General features: G+C 63.6%; 14 protein-coding genes and 1 pseudogene. 8 read left to right on the top strand and 7 right to left on the bottom strand.

Features of this window, described 5'->3' with window-relative positions:
- Nucleotides 1-162: 162 nt before the first annotated feature.
- Both HGO40_RS18395 and HGO40_RS18390 read right to left on the bottom strand, forming a co-directional pair.
- Nucleotides 163-2,163, bottom strand: a pseudogene (locus HGO40_RS18395) (peptidase U32 family protein).
- Nucleotides 2,164-2,281: 118 nt separating this feature from the next.
- A complete protein-coding gene (locus HGO40_RS18390) occupies nucleotides 2,282-3,850 on the bottom strand; it encodes a sensor domain-containing diguanylate cyclase (protein WP_250964166.1) in 1,569 nt (522 codons plus the stop codon).
- A 127-nt stretch (nucleotides 3,851-3,977) separates the two neighbouring features.
- Here HGO40_RS18390 and HGO40_RS18385 point away from each other — a divergent pair, with 127 nt between their 5' ends.
- Nucleotides 3,978-4,436, top strand: a complete 459-nt coding sequence (locus HGO40_RS18385; protein ID WP_250964165.1) for a metallophosphoesterase family protein — start codon at nucleotides 3,978-3,980, stop codon at nucleotides 4,434-4,436.
- A gap of 4 nt (nucleotides 4,437-4,440) precedes the next feature.
- Here HGO40_RS18385 and HGO40_RS18380 read toward each other — a convergent pair whose 3' ends face one another.
- From HGO40_RS18380 to HGO40_RS18370, 3 genes are all read right to left on the bottom strand, one after another.
- Complete coding sequence (locus tag HGO40_RS18380; RefSeq protein WP_250964164.1) at nucleotides 4,441-5,343, bottom strand: sugar phosphate isomerase/epimerase family protein; 903 nt, start codon at nucleotides 5,341-5,343, stop codon at nucleotides 4,441-4,443.
- A gap of 151 nt (nucleotides 5,344-5,494) precedes the next feature.
- The gene (locus tag HGO40_RS18375) at nucleotides 5,495-6,664 is read right to left on the bottom strand and encodes a Gfo/Idh/MocA family protein (RefSeq protein ID WP_250964163.1); all 1,170 of its coding nucleotides are present in this window, start codon (nucleotides 6,662-6,664) and stop codon (nucleotides 5,495-5,497) included.
- An 18-nt stretch (nucleotides 6,665-6,682) separates the two neighbouring features.
- Nucleotides 6,683-7,606: a TIM barrel protein gene (locus tag HGO40_RS18370; RefSeq protein ID WP_250964162.1), complete on the bottom strand. Its 924-nt coding sequence runs from the start codon at nucleotides 7,604-7,606 to the stop codon at nucleotides 6,683-6,685.
- 127 nt (nucleotides 7,607-7,733) lie between these two features.
- On the opposite strand from HGO40_RS18370, the gene HGO40_RS18365 reads away from it, so the two are divergent.
- Nucleotides 7,734-8,789 (top strand): LacI family DNA-binding transcriptional regulator, encoded by a 1,056-nt coding sequence (locus tag HGO40_RS18365; RefSeq protein WP_250964161.1) that lies wholly within the window; start codon nucleotides 7,734-7,736, stop codon nucleotides 8,787-8,789.
- Nucleotides 8,790-9,147: 358 nt separating this feature from the next.
- Here HGO40_RS18365 and HGO40_RS18355 read toward each other — a convergent pair whose 3' ends face one another.
- Complete coding sequence (locus HGO40_RS18355; protein ID WP_250964160.1) at nucleotides 9,148-10,242, bottom strand: alkene reductase; 1,095 nt, start codon at nucleotides 10,240-10,242, stop codon at nucleotides 9,148-9,150.
- Between the two features lie 51 nt (nucleotides 10,243-10,293).
- Entirely contained in the window at nucleotides 10,294-11,133 is an 840-nt protein-coding gene (locus HGO40_RS18350) for a pirin family protein (protein ID WP_250964159.1), read from the bottom strand.
- 123 nt (nucleotides 11,134-11,256) lie between these two features.
- Here HGO40_RS18350 and HGO40_RS18345 point away from each other — a divergent pair, with 123 nt between their 5' ends.
- The 6 genes from HGO40_RS18345 (at nucleotide 11,257) to HGO40_RS18320 (ending at nucleotide 17,693) form a co-directional block, all read left to right on the top strand.
- A complete protein-coding gene (locus HGO40_RS18345; RefSeq protein WP_250964158.1) occupies nucleotides 11,257-12,171 on the top strand; it encodes a LysR family transcriptional regulator in 915 nt (304 codons plus the stop codon).
- A gap of 430 nt (nucleotides 12,172-12,601) precedes the next feature.
- Nucleotides 12,602-13,927 carry a flavin-containing monooxygenase gene (locus HGO40_RS18340; protein WP_250964157.1) on the top strand — a complete coding sequence of 442 codons (1,326 nt, stop codon included), beginning with the start codon at nucleotides 12,602-12,604 and terminating at the stop codon, nucleotides 13,925-13,927.
- The gene (locus HGO40_RS18335) at nucleotides 13,927-14,337 is read left to right on the top strand and encodes a RidA family protein (protein ID WP_250964156.1); all 411 of its coding nucleotides are present in this window, start codon (nucleotides 13,927-13,929) and stop codon (nucleotides 14,335-14,337) included. The genes HGO40_RS18340 and HGO40_RS18335 overlap by 1 nt, the downstream gene beginning before the upstream one ends.
- Nucleotides 14,338-14,347: 10 nt before the next feature.
- Nucleotides 14,348-15,022, top strand: a complete 675-nt coding sequence (locus HGO40_RS18330) for a DUF1028 domain-containing protein (RefSeq protein WP_250964155.1) — start codon at nucleotides 14,348-14,350, stop codon at nucleotides 15,020-15,022.
- The gene (argE, locus tag HGO40_RS18325) at nucleotides 15,015-16,184 is read left to right on the top strand and encodes an acetylornithine deacetylase (RefSeq protein ID WP_250964154.1); all 1,170 of its coding nucleotides are present in this window, start codon (nucleotides 15,015-15,017) and stop codon (nucleotides 16,182-16,184) included. The genes HGO40_RS18330 and argE overlap by 8 nt, the downstream gene beginning before the upstream one ends.
- 15 nt (nucleotides 16,185-16,199) lie before the next feature.
- Nucleotides 16,200-17,693, top strand: a complete 1,494-nt coding sequence (locus tag HGO40_RS18320; RefSeq protein ID WP_250964153.1) for an aldehyde dehydrogenase — start codon at nucleotides 16,200-16,202, stop codon at nucleotides 17,691-17,693.
- The last annotated feature ends 52 nt before the right edge of the window (nucleotides 17,694-17,745 follow it).

The raw sequence follows: 17,745 nt of genomic DNA, 5'->3' as shown, positions 1-17,745 counted from the left end.
CCCTTCTGCTGTCGGGCCCGGGCCTCCGCCGCCACCGCCCCCCAAAATCCAACCCTCTCGTCGACTTTTCCCCGCCCTCCGCTTCAACCCCCGCTCCCACAGGGACCTGTGGTGGATGCATGTTTTGTGAACGCCCGAAACCCAATGTGGGCTTGCTATTGCTTAATGCGGTGCGCGCGGGATCGTCTTGAGCAGGGCTTCCGGGCTGATATGGCCTACCACGGGCTGCGCCGTGCTGCCGGGCAATGGCAGGTCGAGGATGTGGCCCTTGATCTTGCCAACCACGTGCATCTCGCAAGGTTTGCAGTCGAACTTCAGCGTCAGCACTTCATCGCCGTGGATCAGCTGCATCGGCGCGACCTTGGTGCGCACGCCGGTGACGCCCTTGGCCTGCTTGGGGCAGAGGTTGAACGAGAAGCGCAGGCAGTGCTAGGTGATCATCACCGGCACTTCACCGGTTTCCTCGTGGGCTTCGAAGGCCGCGTCGCTCAGCTTGACCCCGTGGCGATGGTAGAAGTCCCGGGCCTTCTGGTTGTAGACGTTGGCCAGGAACGACAGGTGCGATTCCGGGGACACCGGAGGCGGGCTGGTCTCGGCCTTGCGGCCACCGCGTGGGTGGGCCTTGATGCGGGCGGCGGGCAGGGCTTCGATGGCTTCGCGGCGCAACGCCTTGAGCTGCGAGTTGGGGATGAAGACCGCCTGGGGCGCATCCAGCTCGATAGCGGTGGCGTGGTATTCGGTGGTGCCCAGTTGGCCGAGCAGGTCGTGCAGTTGCTCCAGGGCCTGTTCCGGCTTGTTCGCCAGGCCGAACGGCCCATCCAGGGAAACACTGGCGCTAATGCCTTCTTCGCTGGTGGCGGTCAGTTCCAGGCGTTCTTCACGCAGGCGCGCCACCCAGGCCAGGCCGCCCCGACGCTCGGAAGAGGTCTTGAGCAATGCTTGCTGCCAATTGTGGTCCAGGTTGCGGCTCAACGGGTGGTTGGGGCGCAACTGGTACATACCGGCCGGCATCTCGTTAGGCTCGACGCGGTAGCGGTAACGTTTCTGGCCGTCCTCTTCGAACTCACCCTTGGGCTCGGCGATGTTGGCGCGGAAACCGACGACTTCGCGCTTGACCAGCACGTTGAGGCCGTCGCCGTTGGACAGCGGATCGAAGGTCACCACTTGCAGGTCGCGCTTGCCGACTTTCTCCACCACGCCCACCGGCACGCCGGTAAAGGTTGGCGAGTCGAAGGCGCCAATGTCGATCTTGCGCTCGCTGACGAAATAGTCGGTGCTGCCACGGTGGAAGGTCTTGTCCGGGTCGGGAACGAAGAAGTGCGCGGTGCGGCCGCTGGAAGCGCGGGCCAGGTCCGGGCGGTCTTCGAGGACATCGTCCAGGCGCTGGCGGTAATAGGCGGTGATGTTCTTCACATAGCCCATGTCCTTGTAGCGCCCTTCGATCTTGAACGAACGCACGCCGGCTTCCACCAGGGCGCGGATGTTGGCGCTCTGGTTGTTGTCTTTCATCGACAGCAGGTGTTTTTCATAGGCGACCACCCGGCCCTGGTCGTCCTTCAAGGTGTAGGGCAGGCGACAGGCCTGGGAGCAGTCGCCACGGTTGGCGCTGCGGCCGTTCTGGGCGTGGGAGATGTTGCACTGGCCGGAAAAGGCCACGCACAGCGCGCCGTGGATGAAGAACTCGATGGCCGCATCGGTCTCGTCGGCGATGGCGCGGATTTCCTGCAGGTTCAGCTCACGGGCCAGGACCAGTTGCGAGAAACCGGCCTGGTCGAGGAACTTGGCCCGGGCCAGGGTGCGGATGTCGGTCTGGGTGCTGGCGTGCAGCTCGATGGGCGGGATATCCAGCTCCATCACCCCCAGGTCCTGGACGATCAACGCGTCGACGCCGGCATCGTACAACTGGTGGATCAGCTGGCGGGCCGGCTCCAGCTCGTTGTCGTGCAGGATGGTGTTGATGGTCGTGAACACACGGGCGTGGTAGCGGTGGGCGAATTCCACCAGCCGGGCGATATCGCCCACCTCGTTGCAGGCGTTGTGACGCGCGCCGAAACTCGGGCCACCGATGTACACGGCGTCGGCGCCATGCAGGATGGCCTCGCGGGCGATGGTCACGTCGCGGGCGGGGCTGAGCAATTCCAGATGATGTTTGGGCAAGGACATTTGTTTTTAGTCAGGCTGGTCACGGTCGAAGCGCGCATTGTAGCCGCCAGGCGCCTCGCCGGCACCTGTGGACTTGGGTTTGCACGATTCTGACCGATGCGCGGCGCGCTCGCGGCGTTCACCCCGACGTTGCGCCAGCGCTGCACCAACGGTTTCGCCCGGTGTTTTTCGCCAGGTACAAGAAGGCGTCCGCGGCCTTGATCAGCACCGCCGGGGTTGCATCCTCGTCGCTCGGCTGGCTGGTGGTGATGCCGGCGCTGATGGTCACGATGCCCAGGGGATGATCGCCATGTTCAATGTTCAAGGCCCTGACGGCTTCGAGGATTTGCTGCGCGACCCTGGCCGCCCCGGCACTGTCGGTGTTGGGCAACAACACGGTGAACTCCTCACCGCCGTAGCGCACCGCGAGGTCGCCCGGCCGCTTGATGGTCTGCCCGATCGCGCCCGCAATCGCCCGCAGGCAATCGTCACCGGCGGCATGGCCGTACCGGTCGTTGAAACGCTTGAAGTAATCCACATCGAGCATGATCAGGGCCAGGGATGAGCCCTGGCGCCTGGCCAGGCGCAGCTCATCGGCCAGGGTGATGTCCAGCCGCCGGCGGTTGCCCAGCCCGGTCAGGCTGTCGGTCAGCGCCATGTCGCGCATGGCCTGGTGGGCGCTGCGAATCTGCTTTTCCATGGTCATGCGGTAGCGCAGTTGGCTCAACACGATGAGCCCGAAGCCCACCAGTATCGCGATCAGGAAAATCAACACCAGGCCGGTCTTGAGCAGGTCCCGGCGCCAGGGCGCGATGATCGACTCGCGGGACAAGCCGGATTCCACCACCAGCGGATACGTGGTCAAGGCCCGGTAGCCATACAGGCGCTCGGTATCGTCGACGACGGCCCTGGCTTCGGCAACCCCTTGGTTGGAGGTGGGTAAATGCTCCCTGAAGATCACGCTGTTGACGAGGCTCTTGCCAATCACCGAGGCGACGAAGGGACGTCGGACCAGGATCGTTCCGCTGCGCTTGGCCAGGACCAGCGCGCCTTTGCCATCGATTTTGAAGTCGCCGTAGTAGTCGACGAAATAGCTGACCTTCACGGTCCCCAGCATTACGCCGGCAAACGAGCCATCGGGGTTGTTCAGGCGGCGGGAAATGGGAATGATCAGGTCGTGGGTGGAACGGCTCTGGACCACGTCACCGATGCGCACGCCTCGATCTTCATGGGTGCGGTGGTATTGGAAGTAGTCGCGGTCGGCGTTGTTCGCCATTTCCGGAATGACTTCCTTGTCCGTCACCAGCCATTGGCCGTCCGGGCCGTATATGAATAGCCCGTGCAACTGCGGCATGATCGCGGCCTGTTGCACCAAGAGCTTATGGATGCGCGGGACGTCCATGTTCTGCAGGCCATCGCCCTCCACCCGTTCGGCGAGGGCGGCGGTAACCACATCCACTTGTCGAATGGTGTCTTCGGCGTGCTGGGCCGTCGCCCGTGCCAGGTTCGTCACCGAGTCCCGGGCAGACGCAAACGCGGCACGGTAATCGCGCCAGGTTCGCCAGCCTTCGACGGCCAGGAAGGCGATGACCACCACCAGCATGAAACTCACGGTCAGCCGAAATGCAGCTCCGGCCCGCACAGCCTGCTGGGAGAAGGCTTCATCCGGGCTTTCGATCTTGGGCTCTGGCTGCTTGCGTCCGAGCATTCACATATCCTTTCCACGACGGGTCTGCGCCTTTCCAGGCGTAGCCTATCCTATTCGATTTCAGCACGTTAGCTAACTGCGACGAGGCAGGTATAACCGGCGACACACGATTGAGGAGAAAGGTTTCGTGAAAATTGGTGTGATTTCGGATACCCACGGCCTGCTGCGCCCTGAAGCGCTTGCGGCGCTGCAAGGCTGTGAGCGGATCATTCATGCGGGTGATATCGGCAGCCCGGAAATCCTTGATGCCTTGGCTTCCATTGGCGAGCTGCAGGTGGTGCGTGGGAACAACGATCTGGACGCCGAATGGGCAGGGTACCTTGCCGATTGCCTGCAATTCGACCTGATGGGATGGCAGGCCCTATTGGTCCATGACATCGCGGACGTGCCGGCGCCACTCGACCCAGGCGTGCGGCTGGTGATCACCGGCCATTCCCATAAGCCGCTGATCGAGTGGCGTGGCGAGCGGCTCTATCTCAACCCAGGCAGCGCCGGCCGGCGACGGTTCAAGTTGCCGGTGACGCTGGCGCTGCTGGAGGTGAGCGAGCAGGCGATCGAGCCGCGGATCGTGCCATTGCTCCCGTGACGATCTACCTGAAATACTTGTCCACGTAGGCCTGGATTTCCTTGCGCATGAAACGCCCGGAGTCGTCCGCCCGTTCTTCCCAGCCGAACACGCATGCGGTGACGATGCCGTCGAAGCCAGTCTTGGCCAGTTCGCTGAAGAACAGGTCCCAGTCGATCTCGCCCTGGTGCATGTCCATGTGTTGGTGTACGGTGACCTTGGCGCCCGGGGGATTGACGATGTAGCGCAGGCCGGACGAGGCCTTGTGGTTGTAGGTGTCGGCGATGTGGACATGGGCGATCATCGACCCGGCCTCGGCGATCATGGCCTGCATGTCGTCGCCGAAGTAGAAGGTGTGCGGCGTGCAGTACAGGAACTTGACGTTGTCCGAACCAATGGTCTTGAGCATGTCGAGGGCCGGGTGCAGGGTCTCGCACCAATCCTCCGGGTGAGGCTCGACGTTCAGCGTGACGCCTTCGCTTTCCAGGATCGGCACCAGTTCCTCCATCGAGCGCCACCACGCCGCTTCGCTCGACTCATGGCTGTGCACGCCACCGCAGCAACTGACGGTATGCCCACGATCAGGCGAAGGCCCACGGCCAAACTCCGAGTTCATCGTCGGGCAGCCCATGTCCACGGCGACCTGGATCGCCTCCTTCCAGTAGTTCACCGCTGCCCGGCGTTCGTCTTCATGGGGGCTGGCCCAGCGGTACATCGGCAGCAGCGAGGCCAGTTGCAGGTCGTGGACGCGCAGGGCTTTCTTGAACTCGGCGATGCGCTCCTTATGGGCGCGGGGGCGTACCCACCAGGGCAGGAAGTCCTCCCGTGGCGACAGCTCCAGGTACTCGAAGCCGAGCTCGGCGGTCTTGCGGCACAGGTCCGGCAGGCTCAGGTGGCGATGCATGTAGGGGTCGAGGGCGATTTTCATGGTTGTTCTCCATTGAGGAATACTCATTGCCCGTGGCGAGGGAGCTTGCTCCCGCTGGGGCGCGAAGCGGCCCCCTTTTGGGACTGCTGCGCAGTCCAGCGGGAGCAAGCTCCCTCGCCACAGGGGTATTGCGTTGACTGAATTACCGGGATCAATACGCGACCCAGGCGGCATCGTTGTCAGCGGACTCCACGCAGCGCTCGACCCAGCGCACACCTTCCACACCCGCATCGATGTCGGGGTAGCGCAGGGCGGCCAGCGTTTCGCTTTCGCCACGGTTGGCCGCATCCATGGCCAGGGCGAAGCGGCGATAGAGGTTGGACCAGGCTTCGAACAGCCCTTCAGGATGGCCGCCACCGATGCGGTCGTCTTGCAGCGCGTCGGCGTGCAGGTAGCCCATGCCGCGCTCCAGGATCTGCGCGGGTTGGCCCTGGATCTCGACGCTCAGTTGGTTGGGCCGCTCGTCCCACCATTCCAGGCTGGCACGGGCGCCGATCACGCGGATCTTCTGCCCGTGCATCGAACCGGCATTCACCGCGCTGGACCAGACCATGCCCATGGCGCCGCCTTCGTATTCCATCAAGGTGTAGGCGTTGTCTTCCAACGGCGCGCGGCTGGCGACGAAGCTTTGCCGGCTGCACATCAAGCGTTTGATCTTCAGATCAGGCAGCATCACCTTGGACAAATACAACGGGTGCGTGCCGACGTCTCCCAATACGTAGCTGGGCCCGGCCTGGCGCGGGTCGACGCGCCACTGGGTCGCCTGGTTCCGGGCCTCCACCGGCGCGCTGTGAAAACCATGGGCGAACTGCATGTGCACCATGCGGATCTCGCCCAGTTCCTGGGCCGCGATCATCGCCCGGGCCTGTTCGATCAACTGGTGCCCCGCGTAGCCGTAGGTCAAGCCAACGATGCGCCCCTTGACGTGCGCCAGGCTGCGCAGGGTCTCGGCCTGTTCGAGGGTAAAGCACAGCGGTTTCTCGCAGACCACATGCAGCCCGGCTTCCAGGGCGGCGCGGGTAATGGCGTAGTGGGTGCCGTTGGGCGTGGCGATCGACACCGCTTCAATCCCATCGGGACGTTGCGCCTCCAGCTCGAACAGACTCAGGTAATCCGGATAGCAGCGCTCGGGGTCGATGCCCAGTTGTTGGCCAAAGACTTGGCCCCGGGTGGGGTCGATATCCAACGCCGCGGCGACCAATTCGAAGTTCCGGTCGCGCAGGGCGGCCGAGCGATGGATGTAGCCGATCTGGCTGTGTTCGCCGCCACCGACCATGGCCCAGCGGATGGGGCGCGTGAGGGTTTTGCTGCCGTTGATCATGTCGTTGTCCTTGTGTGATCAGAAACCAATGCCGGCCAGGTAGGCGCGACTGGCGGCCACGTCGTCGAGGCTGCTCCCCGCATTGCGTGGGTCGCGCTCCTGTTCGACGGTGATGCAGCCGACGTAGCCGAGTTCATGCACGAGGTCGTACAGCGCCGGGTAGTCGATGACACCGCGCCCGATAGGGCACATCACGCTCCGGGCGCAGGCCGCGAAAAAATGGAGGTGTTCATTCAGCACCTGATCGAACACCACCGGATCGATGTCCTTGAAATGCAGGTAATCCAGGCGATGGGCGTAGGTGCGCAGCGACGCAACCGGGTCCATGCCGGCGTAGTACAGATGCCCGGTGTCCAGGCACAGCCCGGCGACTTCATGGGGAATATCTTCCACCAGGCGCGCCAACTCGTCGGCGAACTCGATGTATCCACCCGCGTGGGGGTGGATGACGGCGCGAATGCCGTATTGATGCCAGGCGATGTCGGCGATGGCGCGGATGTGCGCCATCATTGCGTTCCAGCGTGCATCGTCCAGGCGCGGGGCGCGGTCCGAATGACCGGCTGCGTAGTCGCGCACTTCGTGGCCCCAGTCGATGATCACCAGATAGGGCCCGGCATGGCGCTGGCCGGCTTGCTGTTCCATGGGCGGCAGCTGTTTGAGCAGCGTGCAGATTTCATGGGTCTGGCGCAGCAGTTCGGGCAGGTTGGCGGGGCTGACGAGGTCGTCGAAGATCGTCCCGGCGACCACCTGCAGACCCTGTTCGGACAGGGCCGGACTGATGGTATCGGGGTCTAGCGGCAGGTAACCGTACGGCCCGAGCTCGATCCCGCGATAGCCGGCCTCGGCCGCTTCCCCAAGCACCCGCCGCCACGGAGGCAGGAAAGGGTTCTTGACGTCGTCGACGCCCCAGCAGCAGGGCGCGGTGCAGATATGAATCGTCATGGGGCACTCCGGCTGTGATTGTTTTTATGTGCTTGGCCTGATGCTATTGAGTTGGCGGAAAGGGGGCCATGGGGCGATGGCTTAATCTGTCAAAACCCCTCATGATACCGAATGGAGGTGTCAAAACATGTCAGAAGAACGCCGCCGTAAACTGCGCCCCACCATGGCCGATGTCGCCCGGGAGGCGGGGGTCAGCCTGTCCACCGTCGACCGGGTGCTGAACCTTCGCGCCGATGTGCGTGCCGATACCGCCCAACGCATCGCCGCGGCTGCTGCGCGGTTGGGGTTCCATGCCAAGGGCGTGATCGAACAACGGGTGCTCAACGACCGCCCGACCTTGCGGCTTGGCTTCTTGTTGCAGAAAAGTGGCGTGCCTTTTTACCAGGGGCTCGCCCATGCGCTATCGAATGCCGCCGCGACCTGCACGCGAGCACGGATCCGCGTGGTCATTGGTTATCTGGACGATCTCGACCCGGTCATCGTCGCGCAACGCATCCTGGCCCTGCGCGATCAGGTGGAGGGCCTGGGCGTGGTGGCAGTGGACCATCCACGGGTTCGGGAGGCGGTTGCGCAATTGCGCGAGACGGGCGTTTCGGTGGTGGCGTTGCTGTCGGAGCTGTCCAGCGCCAGCGGCACGGGGTACGTCGGGTTGGACAATCGACTCACCGGTCGCACGGCAGGCTGGTTCATCAGCCGCCTGGCGGATCGACCTGGCGCTGCGGCTGTCATGCTCAGCAGTCAGCGTTTCCAGTGCCAGGAACTCTGTGAACTGAGCTTTCGCAGTTACCTGGCCGAGCACTCCAACGAATGGGAGTTGCTCGCTTCGCGCCTGACCCTGGAGGACGATGAGTTCGCGTATGGCAATACGCTGGACTTGCTCACGGCCGAGCCCGACCTGGCCGGGCTGTATGTGGCTGGTGGCGGCATCGCCGGGGTGTTGCGGGCCTTGCGCAGTCTCCAGGAGCAGCAGCTTCGCCTGCCGGTGGTGGTGTGCCACGACCTGACGCCGTTGACACGCGAGGCGTTGAAGACGGGGTTGGTTCAGGCGGTGTTGTCTCATCCCGTCGGGGCAATGGCCGAACAGGCGGTCGAAGCACTGGTCGAGGCGGCGACAGCCACGCCACCAGGCTCGGCGCCGAGACGGGTGGTGCCGCTTCAGATTGATGTGTCGGAAAGTACTTGAGCGCCCGCTGCATTCTGAGCCACCGCTATCTCAACATCATCGTTGACTGACATTCCGCTTTCGCGAGCAGGCTCGCTTCCACAGGGGATTGGTGGTGAATGTAAATTCTGCGGTCAACCGGAGCTCTTGTGGGAGCGAGCTTGCTCGCGAAGGCAATATCAGATTCAACATCATCCTTGACTGACAATCCGCTTTCGCGAGCAAGCTCGCTCCCACAGGGGATTGGTGGTGAATGCAGATATAGCGGTCAACCGGAGATCTTGTGGGAGCGAGCCTGCTCGCGAAGGCAATTCCAAATTCAACATCATCGTTGACTGACATCCCGCTTTCGCGAGCAAGCTCCCACAGGTCTCGGGCATTACGCCTCTTGGCCTGCTTGAGCCCCGGCCAAAGTCGGATAGTCCGTATACCCACGCTCGTCGCCCTGATAGAACGTCGAGGCGTCAGGGGTGTTCAGCGCCTGGCCCTGTTTGAACCGTTCCACCAGGTCCGGGTTCGCCAGGAACGGCGTGCCGAACGCCACCAGGTCCGCTTCGCCACGGCTGATGGCCGTGGCGGCGCGTTCGGCGCTGTAGCCGCCATTGGCAATGTACGTCCCGCCGAAGCGACGCTTGAGTTCCAGGAAGTCGAACGGGCCTTCGCCCAGTTCCACGATGTGCAGGTAAGCCAGGCCATAGCGGCTGAGCATCCTGGCCGTGTAGTCAAATGTTGCTTGCGGGTTGCCGTCGCTCATCGAGAAGTAGCTGAAGATCGGCGACAGGCGCACGCCGACACGGCTGGCGCCGAAGACCTCGATCACCGACTCGACCACTTCCTTGAGGAAACGGGCGCGATGCTCGATCGAACCACCGTAGGCATCAGTGCGTTGGTTGGTGCCGTCACGCAGGAACTGATCGATCAAATAGCCATTGGCGCCGTGGATCTCCACGCCGTCGAAACCGGCGACCTTCGCGTTGACGGCCGCCTGGCGGAAGTCGGCGACCACGCCGGGGATTTCATCGAGTGCCAGCGCCCGTGGCAGTTCGTAGGGCTTGAGACCTTCGGGGGTATAGATCTCGCCATCGGCCTTGATCGCCGAAGGGGCGACGGGTTGGGCGCCGTTGACTTGCACCAAAGGATGGGAAAGACGACCCACATGCCAGAGCTGCAAAAAAATCTGCCCACCCTCGCCATGGACCGCATCGGTCACCTGTTTCCAGCCGGTGACTTGCTCAGGAGTAAAAATCCCCGGCGTTCTCAGGTAACCCTTGCCCTGGGCCGACACCTGGGAGCCTTCGCTGATGATCAGGCCGGCGCTGGCCCGTTGGCTGTAGTACTCGGCCATCAAGGGCGTGGCGGCATCGCCCGCGCCTGCGCGGCTGCGGGTCATCGGCGCCATGACCATGCGGTTTTTCAGGGACAGCTTGCCGACTTGAGTACGGGACAACAGAAGATCGAGACCGGTGTCAGTCATGATTCACCTCTAAGGGATCGGGTATGAATGAGGGATTGAGTCGAGGGTCGGTCAGGCCAACCGACCCTCTTGTTGCAAAAGGGCGCCGATGCGCTGGATTTCTTTCTCGCCTTTTTCCAGGGCGGCCTCGCTGGTGTGCACCGAGTAGTAGCCCATCACCAGGTCATGGGGATGCTTGACCGCCGAACCGAGCACGAAGGAGGTCGCGCCCCGGGCAACGATGTCGATGGCCGTGCCGGATTCTTCGAACACCAGCATTTCCCCGGCATTCACGTTGCCGTGGGCGCTGAGGCTGCCACTGGTGACCGCCAGCCAGGCGACGGTGTGCCCGGCCGGCGGCGTGTAGCGCCAGTGCGCGTTGTCCTGCACCTGCACGGCGAGGTAATTCATGCCCGCCGGGGAGGCGACGCTGCTGCGGGCTGCGCCGTATTCGCCAAGCAACACCAGCGCCGGACCTTCACGGGGGATCTCGGAGGGGGCCAGGTAGACGCTGCGGGATGGGGCATTTTCTTCTGCCGCCGGCAGCGCAACCCAGAGCTGGAAACCTTGGATCGGCGAACCCGCAACCGGTCGAGCGGTGTGCCATACGCCGTTGCCGGCTTGCATCCACTCCATGCCGCCGCTGGGCAGGGTGCCGGACTGGCCGGTGGTGTCTTCGTAGATCACTTGGCCTTCGATCAGGTAGGTCAGCGTGGCGATCCCGGAATGCGGGTGCATGCCGAAACCTCTTTGCAGGGCATCGGCGTTGAAGGCGAAGTGATCGAGAAACACGAATGGCTTGCAGAGTTGGCCCAGGTCGCCGGGGCTCATGAGCCGGTTGCTTGGCCCATGACTGCTGCCAGCAGTGCGATGGACGATGGCGCGGGGTGGCGCTGCGACGATGCTGTTCATGGGTCTTGCCTCCGAATCATGGGCGTTGGGCCTCGATGGGCGAAGAATAAGGGCCTGCCAATGGTTTGATTAGTCGATACAATCGGATTGAACTCATCCATAAATCGAAGGAATGTCGGCGCCATGCTCGATCTAAACGATGTTGCGCTGTTCGTCCAGGTGGTCCGCAGCGGCAGCTTCGCTGAAGCGGCCAGACGGCTGGGCATGCCTTCGAACACGGTCAGCCGACGGGTCCAGCAGTTGGAGGCGCAGTTGGCGTCACGCCTGCTGCAGCGCTCGACCCGCAAGCTCACGTTGACCCATGCGGGCCAGGCGTTCTATGAGCGTTGCGTGGACGCTGTGGACGGCTTGATGGACGCAGGGCAGGAACTGATGATGGGCGGCGAAGCGCCTGGTGGCCTGGTGCGCATTGCGGCGATGGCGGATTTCTTCGACTTTTTCCCAATGGAGTGGGTGGCCGACTTTTTAGCCGCGCATCCGCGAGTGCAACTTGATTTCGTGCTCAGCGATGCCCGGGTCGACCTGATTGCCGACCGCATCGACGTGGCCTTTCGCGGCGGTCCGTTGCAGGACTCGGGGTATGTCGGTCGCCAACTGCTCAGCAATGACGGCGACGGCATGGTTGCCAGTCCCGCCTACATTGCCGCACGTGGCGCACCGCGTTCGCTGCAGGACCTGGCTCACCACGACGGCGTGAGCTTCGCCCAGCCCAGCGGCCTGACCGACTGGCGATTCGTCGGTCCGGGCGGCATCGAGGAGCACGTGCAGATCGCCAGCCGATTCCACGCCAACACCGCCCAAGCGTTGCGCCGGGCGACCGTCGCCGGCCTGGGCATCGCCGTGTTGCCAGGGGCGCTGAGCCGCCTCGACCTGGAAGCCGGAAGGCTGGTGCGTGTGCTGCCGCAATACCAACGCATCGGCTTCGGCCTGAATGTGCTCTATCCGAGCCGGCGGCAGTTGCCGCTGGCGGTTTCGGCATTCATTGGGTTGGTGATGGAGAAGCTTGAGCTCAAGGCGTTTCCGGCGCGGATGCAGTGAGTGAGTCCCTCAGGCCGGCGTCGTGGCGGGATAAACCATTGTCTGCCGCACCGGAATACCGTGGCGAGGGAGCTTGCTCCCGCTGGCTGCTCAGCAGCCTAAAAAAGCTGAACGCTATCTGTCTGACTGGCCGCGGTGACGGGTTTGGGGCCGCTGCGCAGCCCAGCGGGAGCAAGCTCCCTCGCCACAGGTGCCCGGTATCAAGTCCAAATGAGACGCGCCTTGTTGCCGTGACCATCGCTCCCGCGCAGTAGCCCATTTTTTTCCTTCCCAGCAACGACAAAAACCCTCGTTTCGCAAATCCCCGCCTGCCAACACAATCGCCTCGACACCTCATCTCGATCACCGCAACCGCAGAACAACAAGAAAACCAAACCCGAGGCGGCGCCATGCCCGCCTGAACCAAACCTACTGCCGGAAGTGCACAGACATGCCCGATGAAACCCTACGTATCGATACGCTTGTGATAGGCGCCGGCCAGGCCGGCGTGGCCATGAGTGAGCACTTGAGCCGTCAAGGCGTGCCTCATCTCGTCGTGGAGCGAAGCCGCATTGCCGAGGCCTGGCGCACGGCGCGTTGGGATTCCCTGGTGGCCAACGGGCCGGCCTGGCATGACCGCTTCCCAGGGTTGGAATTCGAAGGGCTCGACCCGGATGCGTTCGCGACCAAGGACCAGGTGGCCGATTACTTCGAAGCCTATGCCCGTAAGTTCACCGCACCGATCCGTACCGGCGTGGAGGTCAGGGGCGTCGAGCGCAATATCGGCCGGCCGGGCTTCACTGTCGAAACCTCCGAAGGCCAGATCGAAGCGATCCATGTGGTGGTCGCCACCGGGCCTTTCCAACGGCCGGTGATTCCACCGATTGCGCCGGATCTGACGTCGGTCACCCAGCTTCACTCGGCCCAGTATCGCAACCCCCGGCAATTGCCCGAAGGGGCGGTGTTGGTGGTGGGTGCCGGGTCGTCGGGGGTGCAGATCGCCGATGAGCTGCAGCGCGCCGGCAAGCAGGTCTATCTCTCGGTGGGAGCCCATGACCGTCCGCCCCGGGCCTATCGCAACCGCGATTTCTGCTGGTGGCTGGGCGTGCTGGGCGAGTGGGATGCGGAGGCGGTCAAGCCGGGCAAGGAGCACGTCACCATTGCGGTGAGCGGTGCCCGCGGCGGCCATACCGTGGATTTTCGCCGGTTGGCCCACGAGGGCATCACCCTGGTGGGGCTGACCCAATCGTTCAACGGCAGCGTGGTGACCTTCGAACCGAATCTCGCTGAAAACATCGCCCGTGGCGACGAAAACTACCTGGCGCTGTTGGATGCCGCCGACGCCTACATTGCCCGCAACGGCCTGGACCTGCCCCTCGAACCTGAGGCCCGTCACTTGCTGCCCGACCCGCAATGCATGACCCAGCCGATCCTGGAACTGGACCTGGTGGCCGCCGGCGTGACCAGCGTCATCTGGGCCACCGGCTACTCGGTGGATTACAGCTGGCTGAAGGTCGACGCCCTCGGCGCCAATGGCAAGCCTCGCCATCAGCGCGGCGTTTCCAGCGAGCCGGGCCTGTATTTCGTCGGCTTGCCCTGGCTGTCACGTCGAGGCTCGGCGTTCATCTGGGGTGTCTGGCATGACGCCCGGCACATTGCCGACCACATCGTGAAGCAACGCATTTACCTCGCCTACCAAGATGCCGCCCAGCGCCAGGCCCCGGCCCTGGACAGCGATTCGCACCGTTCGAAAACCAGTCTCTCGGGAGTCCGCTGATGCCTACTCATACACGTATTCGCATGTTCAACACCAAGCACACCTACCCGAACCAGACGATGGACAACGACCTGTGCCAGGCCGTGCGCGCCGGCAACACCGTCTACGTGCGCGGCCAGGTTGGCACCGACTTCAACGGTCAACTGGTGGGCCTTGGCGATCCTCGCGCCCAGGCCGAGCAGGCCATGCGCAACGTCAAGCAATTGCTGGAAGAGGCCGGCAGCGACCTGAGCCACATCGTCAAGACCACGACGTACCTGATCGACCCACGTTATCGCGAGCCGGTGTACCAGGAGGTCGGCAAGTGGCTCAAGGGCGTGTTTCCGATTTCCACCGGGTTGGTGGTCAGCGCCTTGGGCCAGCCGCAGTGGCTGATGGAAATCGACGTGATCGCGGTAATCCCTGAATAAGGAGCGGAGCATGACCTTTTCCATCGTTGGACGCTGTGCCGAAACCGGCCAGTTGGGCATCGCCATCAGTTCCTCGAGCATTGCCGTCGGCGCCCGGTGCCCCTGGTTGCGGGCGGGTGTCGGCGCGGTGTCGAGCCAGAACATTACCCTGCCGGCCCTGGGGCCGCAGGTGCTCGATGAACTGGCCGGCGGCCAGGTGGCGCAAGCGGCGCTGGAGCGGACCCTGGGGCGCAACGGCTACAGCCAATACCGCCAGGTGGCGGTAATCGATGCCGAGGGCCGCACGGCGATGTTCAGCGGCGAACATACCTTGGGCACTCACAACGCCGTGGCCGGTGAGCAATGCGTGGCCGCCGGCAATCTATTGGCCAACGCTGCGGTGATCGAGGCCATGGTCACCGCCTTCGAGCAGGGCGGTGGCTGCCTTGCATCACGCTTGATGAGCGCGTTGCAGGCCGGGCAGGCGGCGGGCGGGGAGGCCGGGGCGGTGCATTCGGCAGCGCTGTCGGTGGTCGATGACCTGACGTGGCCCATCGTCGATTTGCGGGTGGACTGGGCCGAGGAAAACCCCATAGGCGAGCTGGAAAAGCTCTGGCTCGCCTATCAGCCGCAACTGCAGGATTACCTGACCCGTGCGCTCAACCCGACCTTGGCGCCGAGTTATGGAGTGCCGGGTGATGAGTGAGCTGCGCAGCCGGGCGTTGCTCGAACGGTTGGTGGGCTTTGCCACGGTCAGCCGCGATTCGAACCTGGCCTTGATCGAGTTTGTGCGCGACTACTTGCAAGGGCTGGGCGTGGTTAGCGAGCTGATCTACAACGCCGAGGGAACCAAGGCCAACTTGCTGGCGAGCATTGGTCCGTCGGTGCCCGGTGGCGTGGTGTTGTCCGGGCACACCGATGTGGTGCCGGTGGATGGGCAGGCCTGGACGGTCGATCCGTTCCGACTGACCGAGATAGACGGCAAATGGTTCGGGCGCGGTACGGCGGACATGAAGGGGTATCTGGCTTCGGTGCTGGCGGCGGTGCCGATGTTTCTGTCCAGCCCGCTGAGCCGGCCGGTGCACCTGGCGTTTTCCTATGACGAAGAGATCGGTTGCCTGGGCGTGCGCAGCCTGTTGGAGGTGTTGCCACAACGCATCCCTCAACCAGCCTTGTGCCTGATCGGCGAACCCACCCAACTCCAACCGGTGTTGGGGCACAAAGGCAAGTTGGCGATGCGTTGCCATGTTCGAGGCGCGGCCTGCCATTCGGCCTATGCACCTTACGGTGTCAACGCCATCGAGCAGGCCGCGCGCCTGATGGGGCGACTGGGCGAGATCGGTGCAGAACTGGCCGAGCCGTCACGGCACGACCCGCGCTTCGACCCGGCGTTTTCCACGGTGCAGGTCGGGGTGATCCAGGGCGGTACGGCATTGAACATTGTCCCGGCCGATTGCCGTTTCGACTTCGAAGTGCGCGCCTTGCCGGATTTCAATCCGCACGTGGTGGTCGAGCAGTTGCAAGGTTATGCGCAACAGACCCTGCTGCCGGCGATGCAGGCGGTGGTGGGGGATACGGCGATTCGTTTCGAGCCGCTGTCGGCCTACCCGGGCCTGGCCACTTCGCCTGAAAGCGCGGCCGCCCAACTGGTTGCGCGCCTGTGCGGCAGCGACGCTTTCAGCACCGTCGCCTTTGGCAGCGAAGGCGGCCTGCTTCACCAGGCCGGCGTGCCGACGGTGGTCTGTGGACCCGGCAGCATGGACCAGGGGCACAAGCCCGACGAGAACGTGAGCGTTGAACAAATGGCTGCCTGCGATCGCTTGATGGATCGGTTGGCGAGCTATCTCTGCAACCCCAACGACATCTGACCGAAGGACATCGCGGTGAACGATTTCAATGACTGGAAAAACCGGGCTGCACACCTGCGCCTGCGTGACAGCGCCCTGATTGATGGCGAGCCGTGCGAGGCACTCGACGGCGCGCGCTCGGAGGTCATCAACCCTGCCAATGGCCAGCGGCTAGCAAATGTGGTGGCCTGTGGTGAACGGGACGTTGACCTTGCCGTAGTGAGTGCGCGAAAGGCTTTCGAGTGTGGCCCTTGGGCGCGCATGGCCCCGACCGAGCGCAAAGCCGTGCTGTTGCGCCTGTCGCAATTGATGCTGGCCCATCGCGAGGAGCTGGCGCTGCTGGATTCCTTGAGCATGGGCAAGCCGGTCATGGATGCCTGGAACATCGACGTGCCTGGCGCCGCCCATGTGTTTGCCTGGTATGGCGAAAGCCTCGACAAACTCTACGACCAGGTGGCCCCTTCGGCGTCCAACGTCCTGGCCACTATTACTCGTGTGCCGCTGGGCGTGATCGCGGCGGTAGTGCCTTGGAATTTTCCATTGGACATGGCCGCCTGGAAACTCGCACCGGCCTTGGCGGCGGGCAACAGCGTGGTGCTCAAGCCCGCCGAGCAATCGCCTTTCTCAGCCTTGCGCCTGGCTGAACTGGCGCTGGAAGCGGGCGTGCCACCGGGCGTGCTCAATGTCGTACCGGGCCTGGGCGAACAAGCGGGGCGGGCGCTGGGCTTGCACCCGGACGTTGATTCGCTGGTGTTCACCGGCTCCACCGAAGTCGGCAAATACTTCATGCAGTACTCGGCCCAGTCGAACCTCAAGCAGGTCTGGCTGGAGTGCGGTGGCAAAAGCCCGAACCTGGTGTTTGCCGACTGCCAGGACCTGGACCTGGCGGCGCAAAAAGCGGCCTTCGGGATTTTCTTCAACCAGGGCGAAGTCTGCTCGGCGAACTCGCGGCTGCTGGTGGAGCGTTCGATCCACGATGAGTTCGTCGAGCGCCTGATCGATCAGGCGCGTCTGTGGCAGCCGGGTAACCCACTGGACCCCGCGAGTCGGGCCGGGGCGATTGTCGATACGCGCCAGACCGCGCGAATCATGCAGTACATCCAGCAGGCCCAGGCCGAAGGCGCGAGCCTGGTCTGTGGCGGGCGCCAGTTGACCTTGGAAGGTTCGAGCAACTTCATTGAACCGACGATTTTTACCCACGTGCACCCGGCCATGCAGTTGGCCCGGGAAGAGGTGTTCGGGCCGATATTGGCAATCAGTGTGTTCGATGACGAAGAACAGGCCATCGCCCTGGCCAATGAGCACATCTATGGATTGGCGGCGTCCGTGTGGACCGACGACCTGAACCGCGCCCATCGCGTGGCGCGGCGCCTGAACGCCGGCACGGTGTCGGTGAACACCGTGGATGCGTTGGACGTCACGGTGCCCTTCGGTGGTGGCAAGCAGTCGGGCTTCGGTCGCGACCTGTCGCTGCATGCGATCGACAAATACACGCAACTCAAGACCACCTGGATCCAACTGCGTAGCTGACGACCCAAGCACAGGTTTCACTCGCAATCGATTTGTTCTCCCTAAAACAAGA

The organism is Pseudomonas sp. CG7 (genome assembly GCF_023701885.1).
GTDB lineage: Bacteria > Pseudomonadota > Gammaproteobacteria > Pseudomonadales > Pseudomonadaceae > Aquipseudomonas > Aquipseudomonas zanjanensis.
This window is presented reverse-complemented; position numbering and strand designations above follow the sequence as displayed.

Coding starts and splice junctions, on each gene's coding strand:
- HGO40_RS18340 (WP_250964157.1), top strand. CDS start 12,602: ATGCCCGATGAAACCCTACGTATCGATACGCTTGTGATAGGCGCCGGC.
- argE (WP_250964154.1), top strand. CDS start 15,015: ATGAGTGAGCTGCGCAGCCGGGCGTTGCTCGAACGGTTGGTGGGCTTT.
- HGO40_RS18345 (WP_250964158.1), top strand. CDS start 11,257: ATGCTCGATCTAAACGATGTTGCGCTGTTCGTCCAGGTGGTCCGCAGC.
- HGO40_RS18330 (WP_250964155.1), top strand. CDS start 14,348: ATGACCTTTTCCATCGTTGGACGCTGTGCCGAAACCGGCCAGTTGGGC.
- HGO40_RS18355 (WP_250964160.1), bottom strand. CDS start 10,242: ATGACTGACACCGGTCTCGATCTTCTGTTGTCCCGTACTCAAGTCGGC.
- HGO40_RS18335 (WP_250964156.1), top strand. CDS start 13,927: ATGCCTACTCATACACGTATTCGCATGTTCAACACCAAGCACACCTAC.
- HGO40_RS18375 (WP_250964163.1), bottom strand. CDS start 6,664: ATGATCAACGGCAGCAAAACCCTCACGCGCCCCATCCGCTGGGCCATG.
- HGO40_RS18365 (WP_250964161.1), top strand. CDS start 7,734: ATGTCAGAAGAACGCCGCCGTAAACTGCGCCCCACCATGGCCGATGTC.
- HGO40_RS18370 (WP_250964162.1), bottom strand. CDS start 7,606: ATGACGATTCATATCTGCACCGCGCCCTGCTGCTGGGGCGTCGACGAC.
- HGO40_RS18380 (WP_250964164.1), bottom strand. CDS start 5,343: ATGAAAATCGCCCTCGACCCCTACATGCATCGCCACCTGAGCCTGCCG.
- HGO40_RS18390 (WP_250964166.1), bottom strand. CDS start 3,850: ATGCTCGGACGCAAGCAGCCAGAGCCCAAGATCGAAAGCCCGGATGAA.
- HGO40_RS18350 (WP_250964159.1), bottom strand. CDS start 11,133: ATGAACAGCATCGTCGCAGCGCCACCCCGCGCCATCGTCCATCGCACT.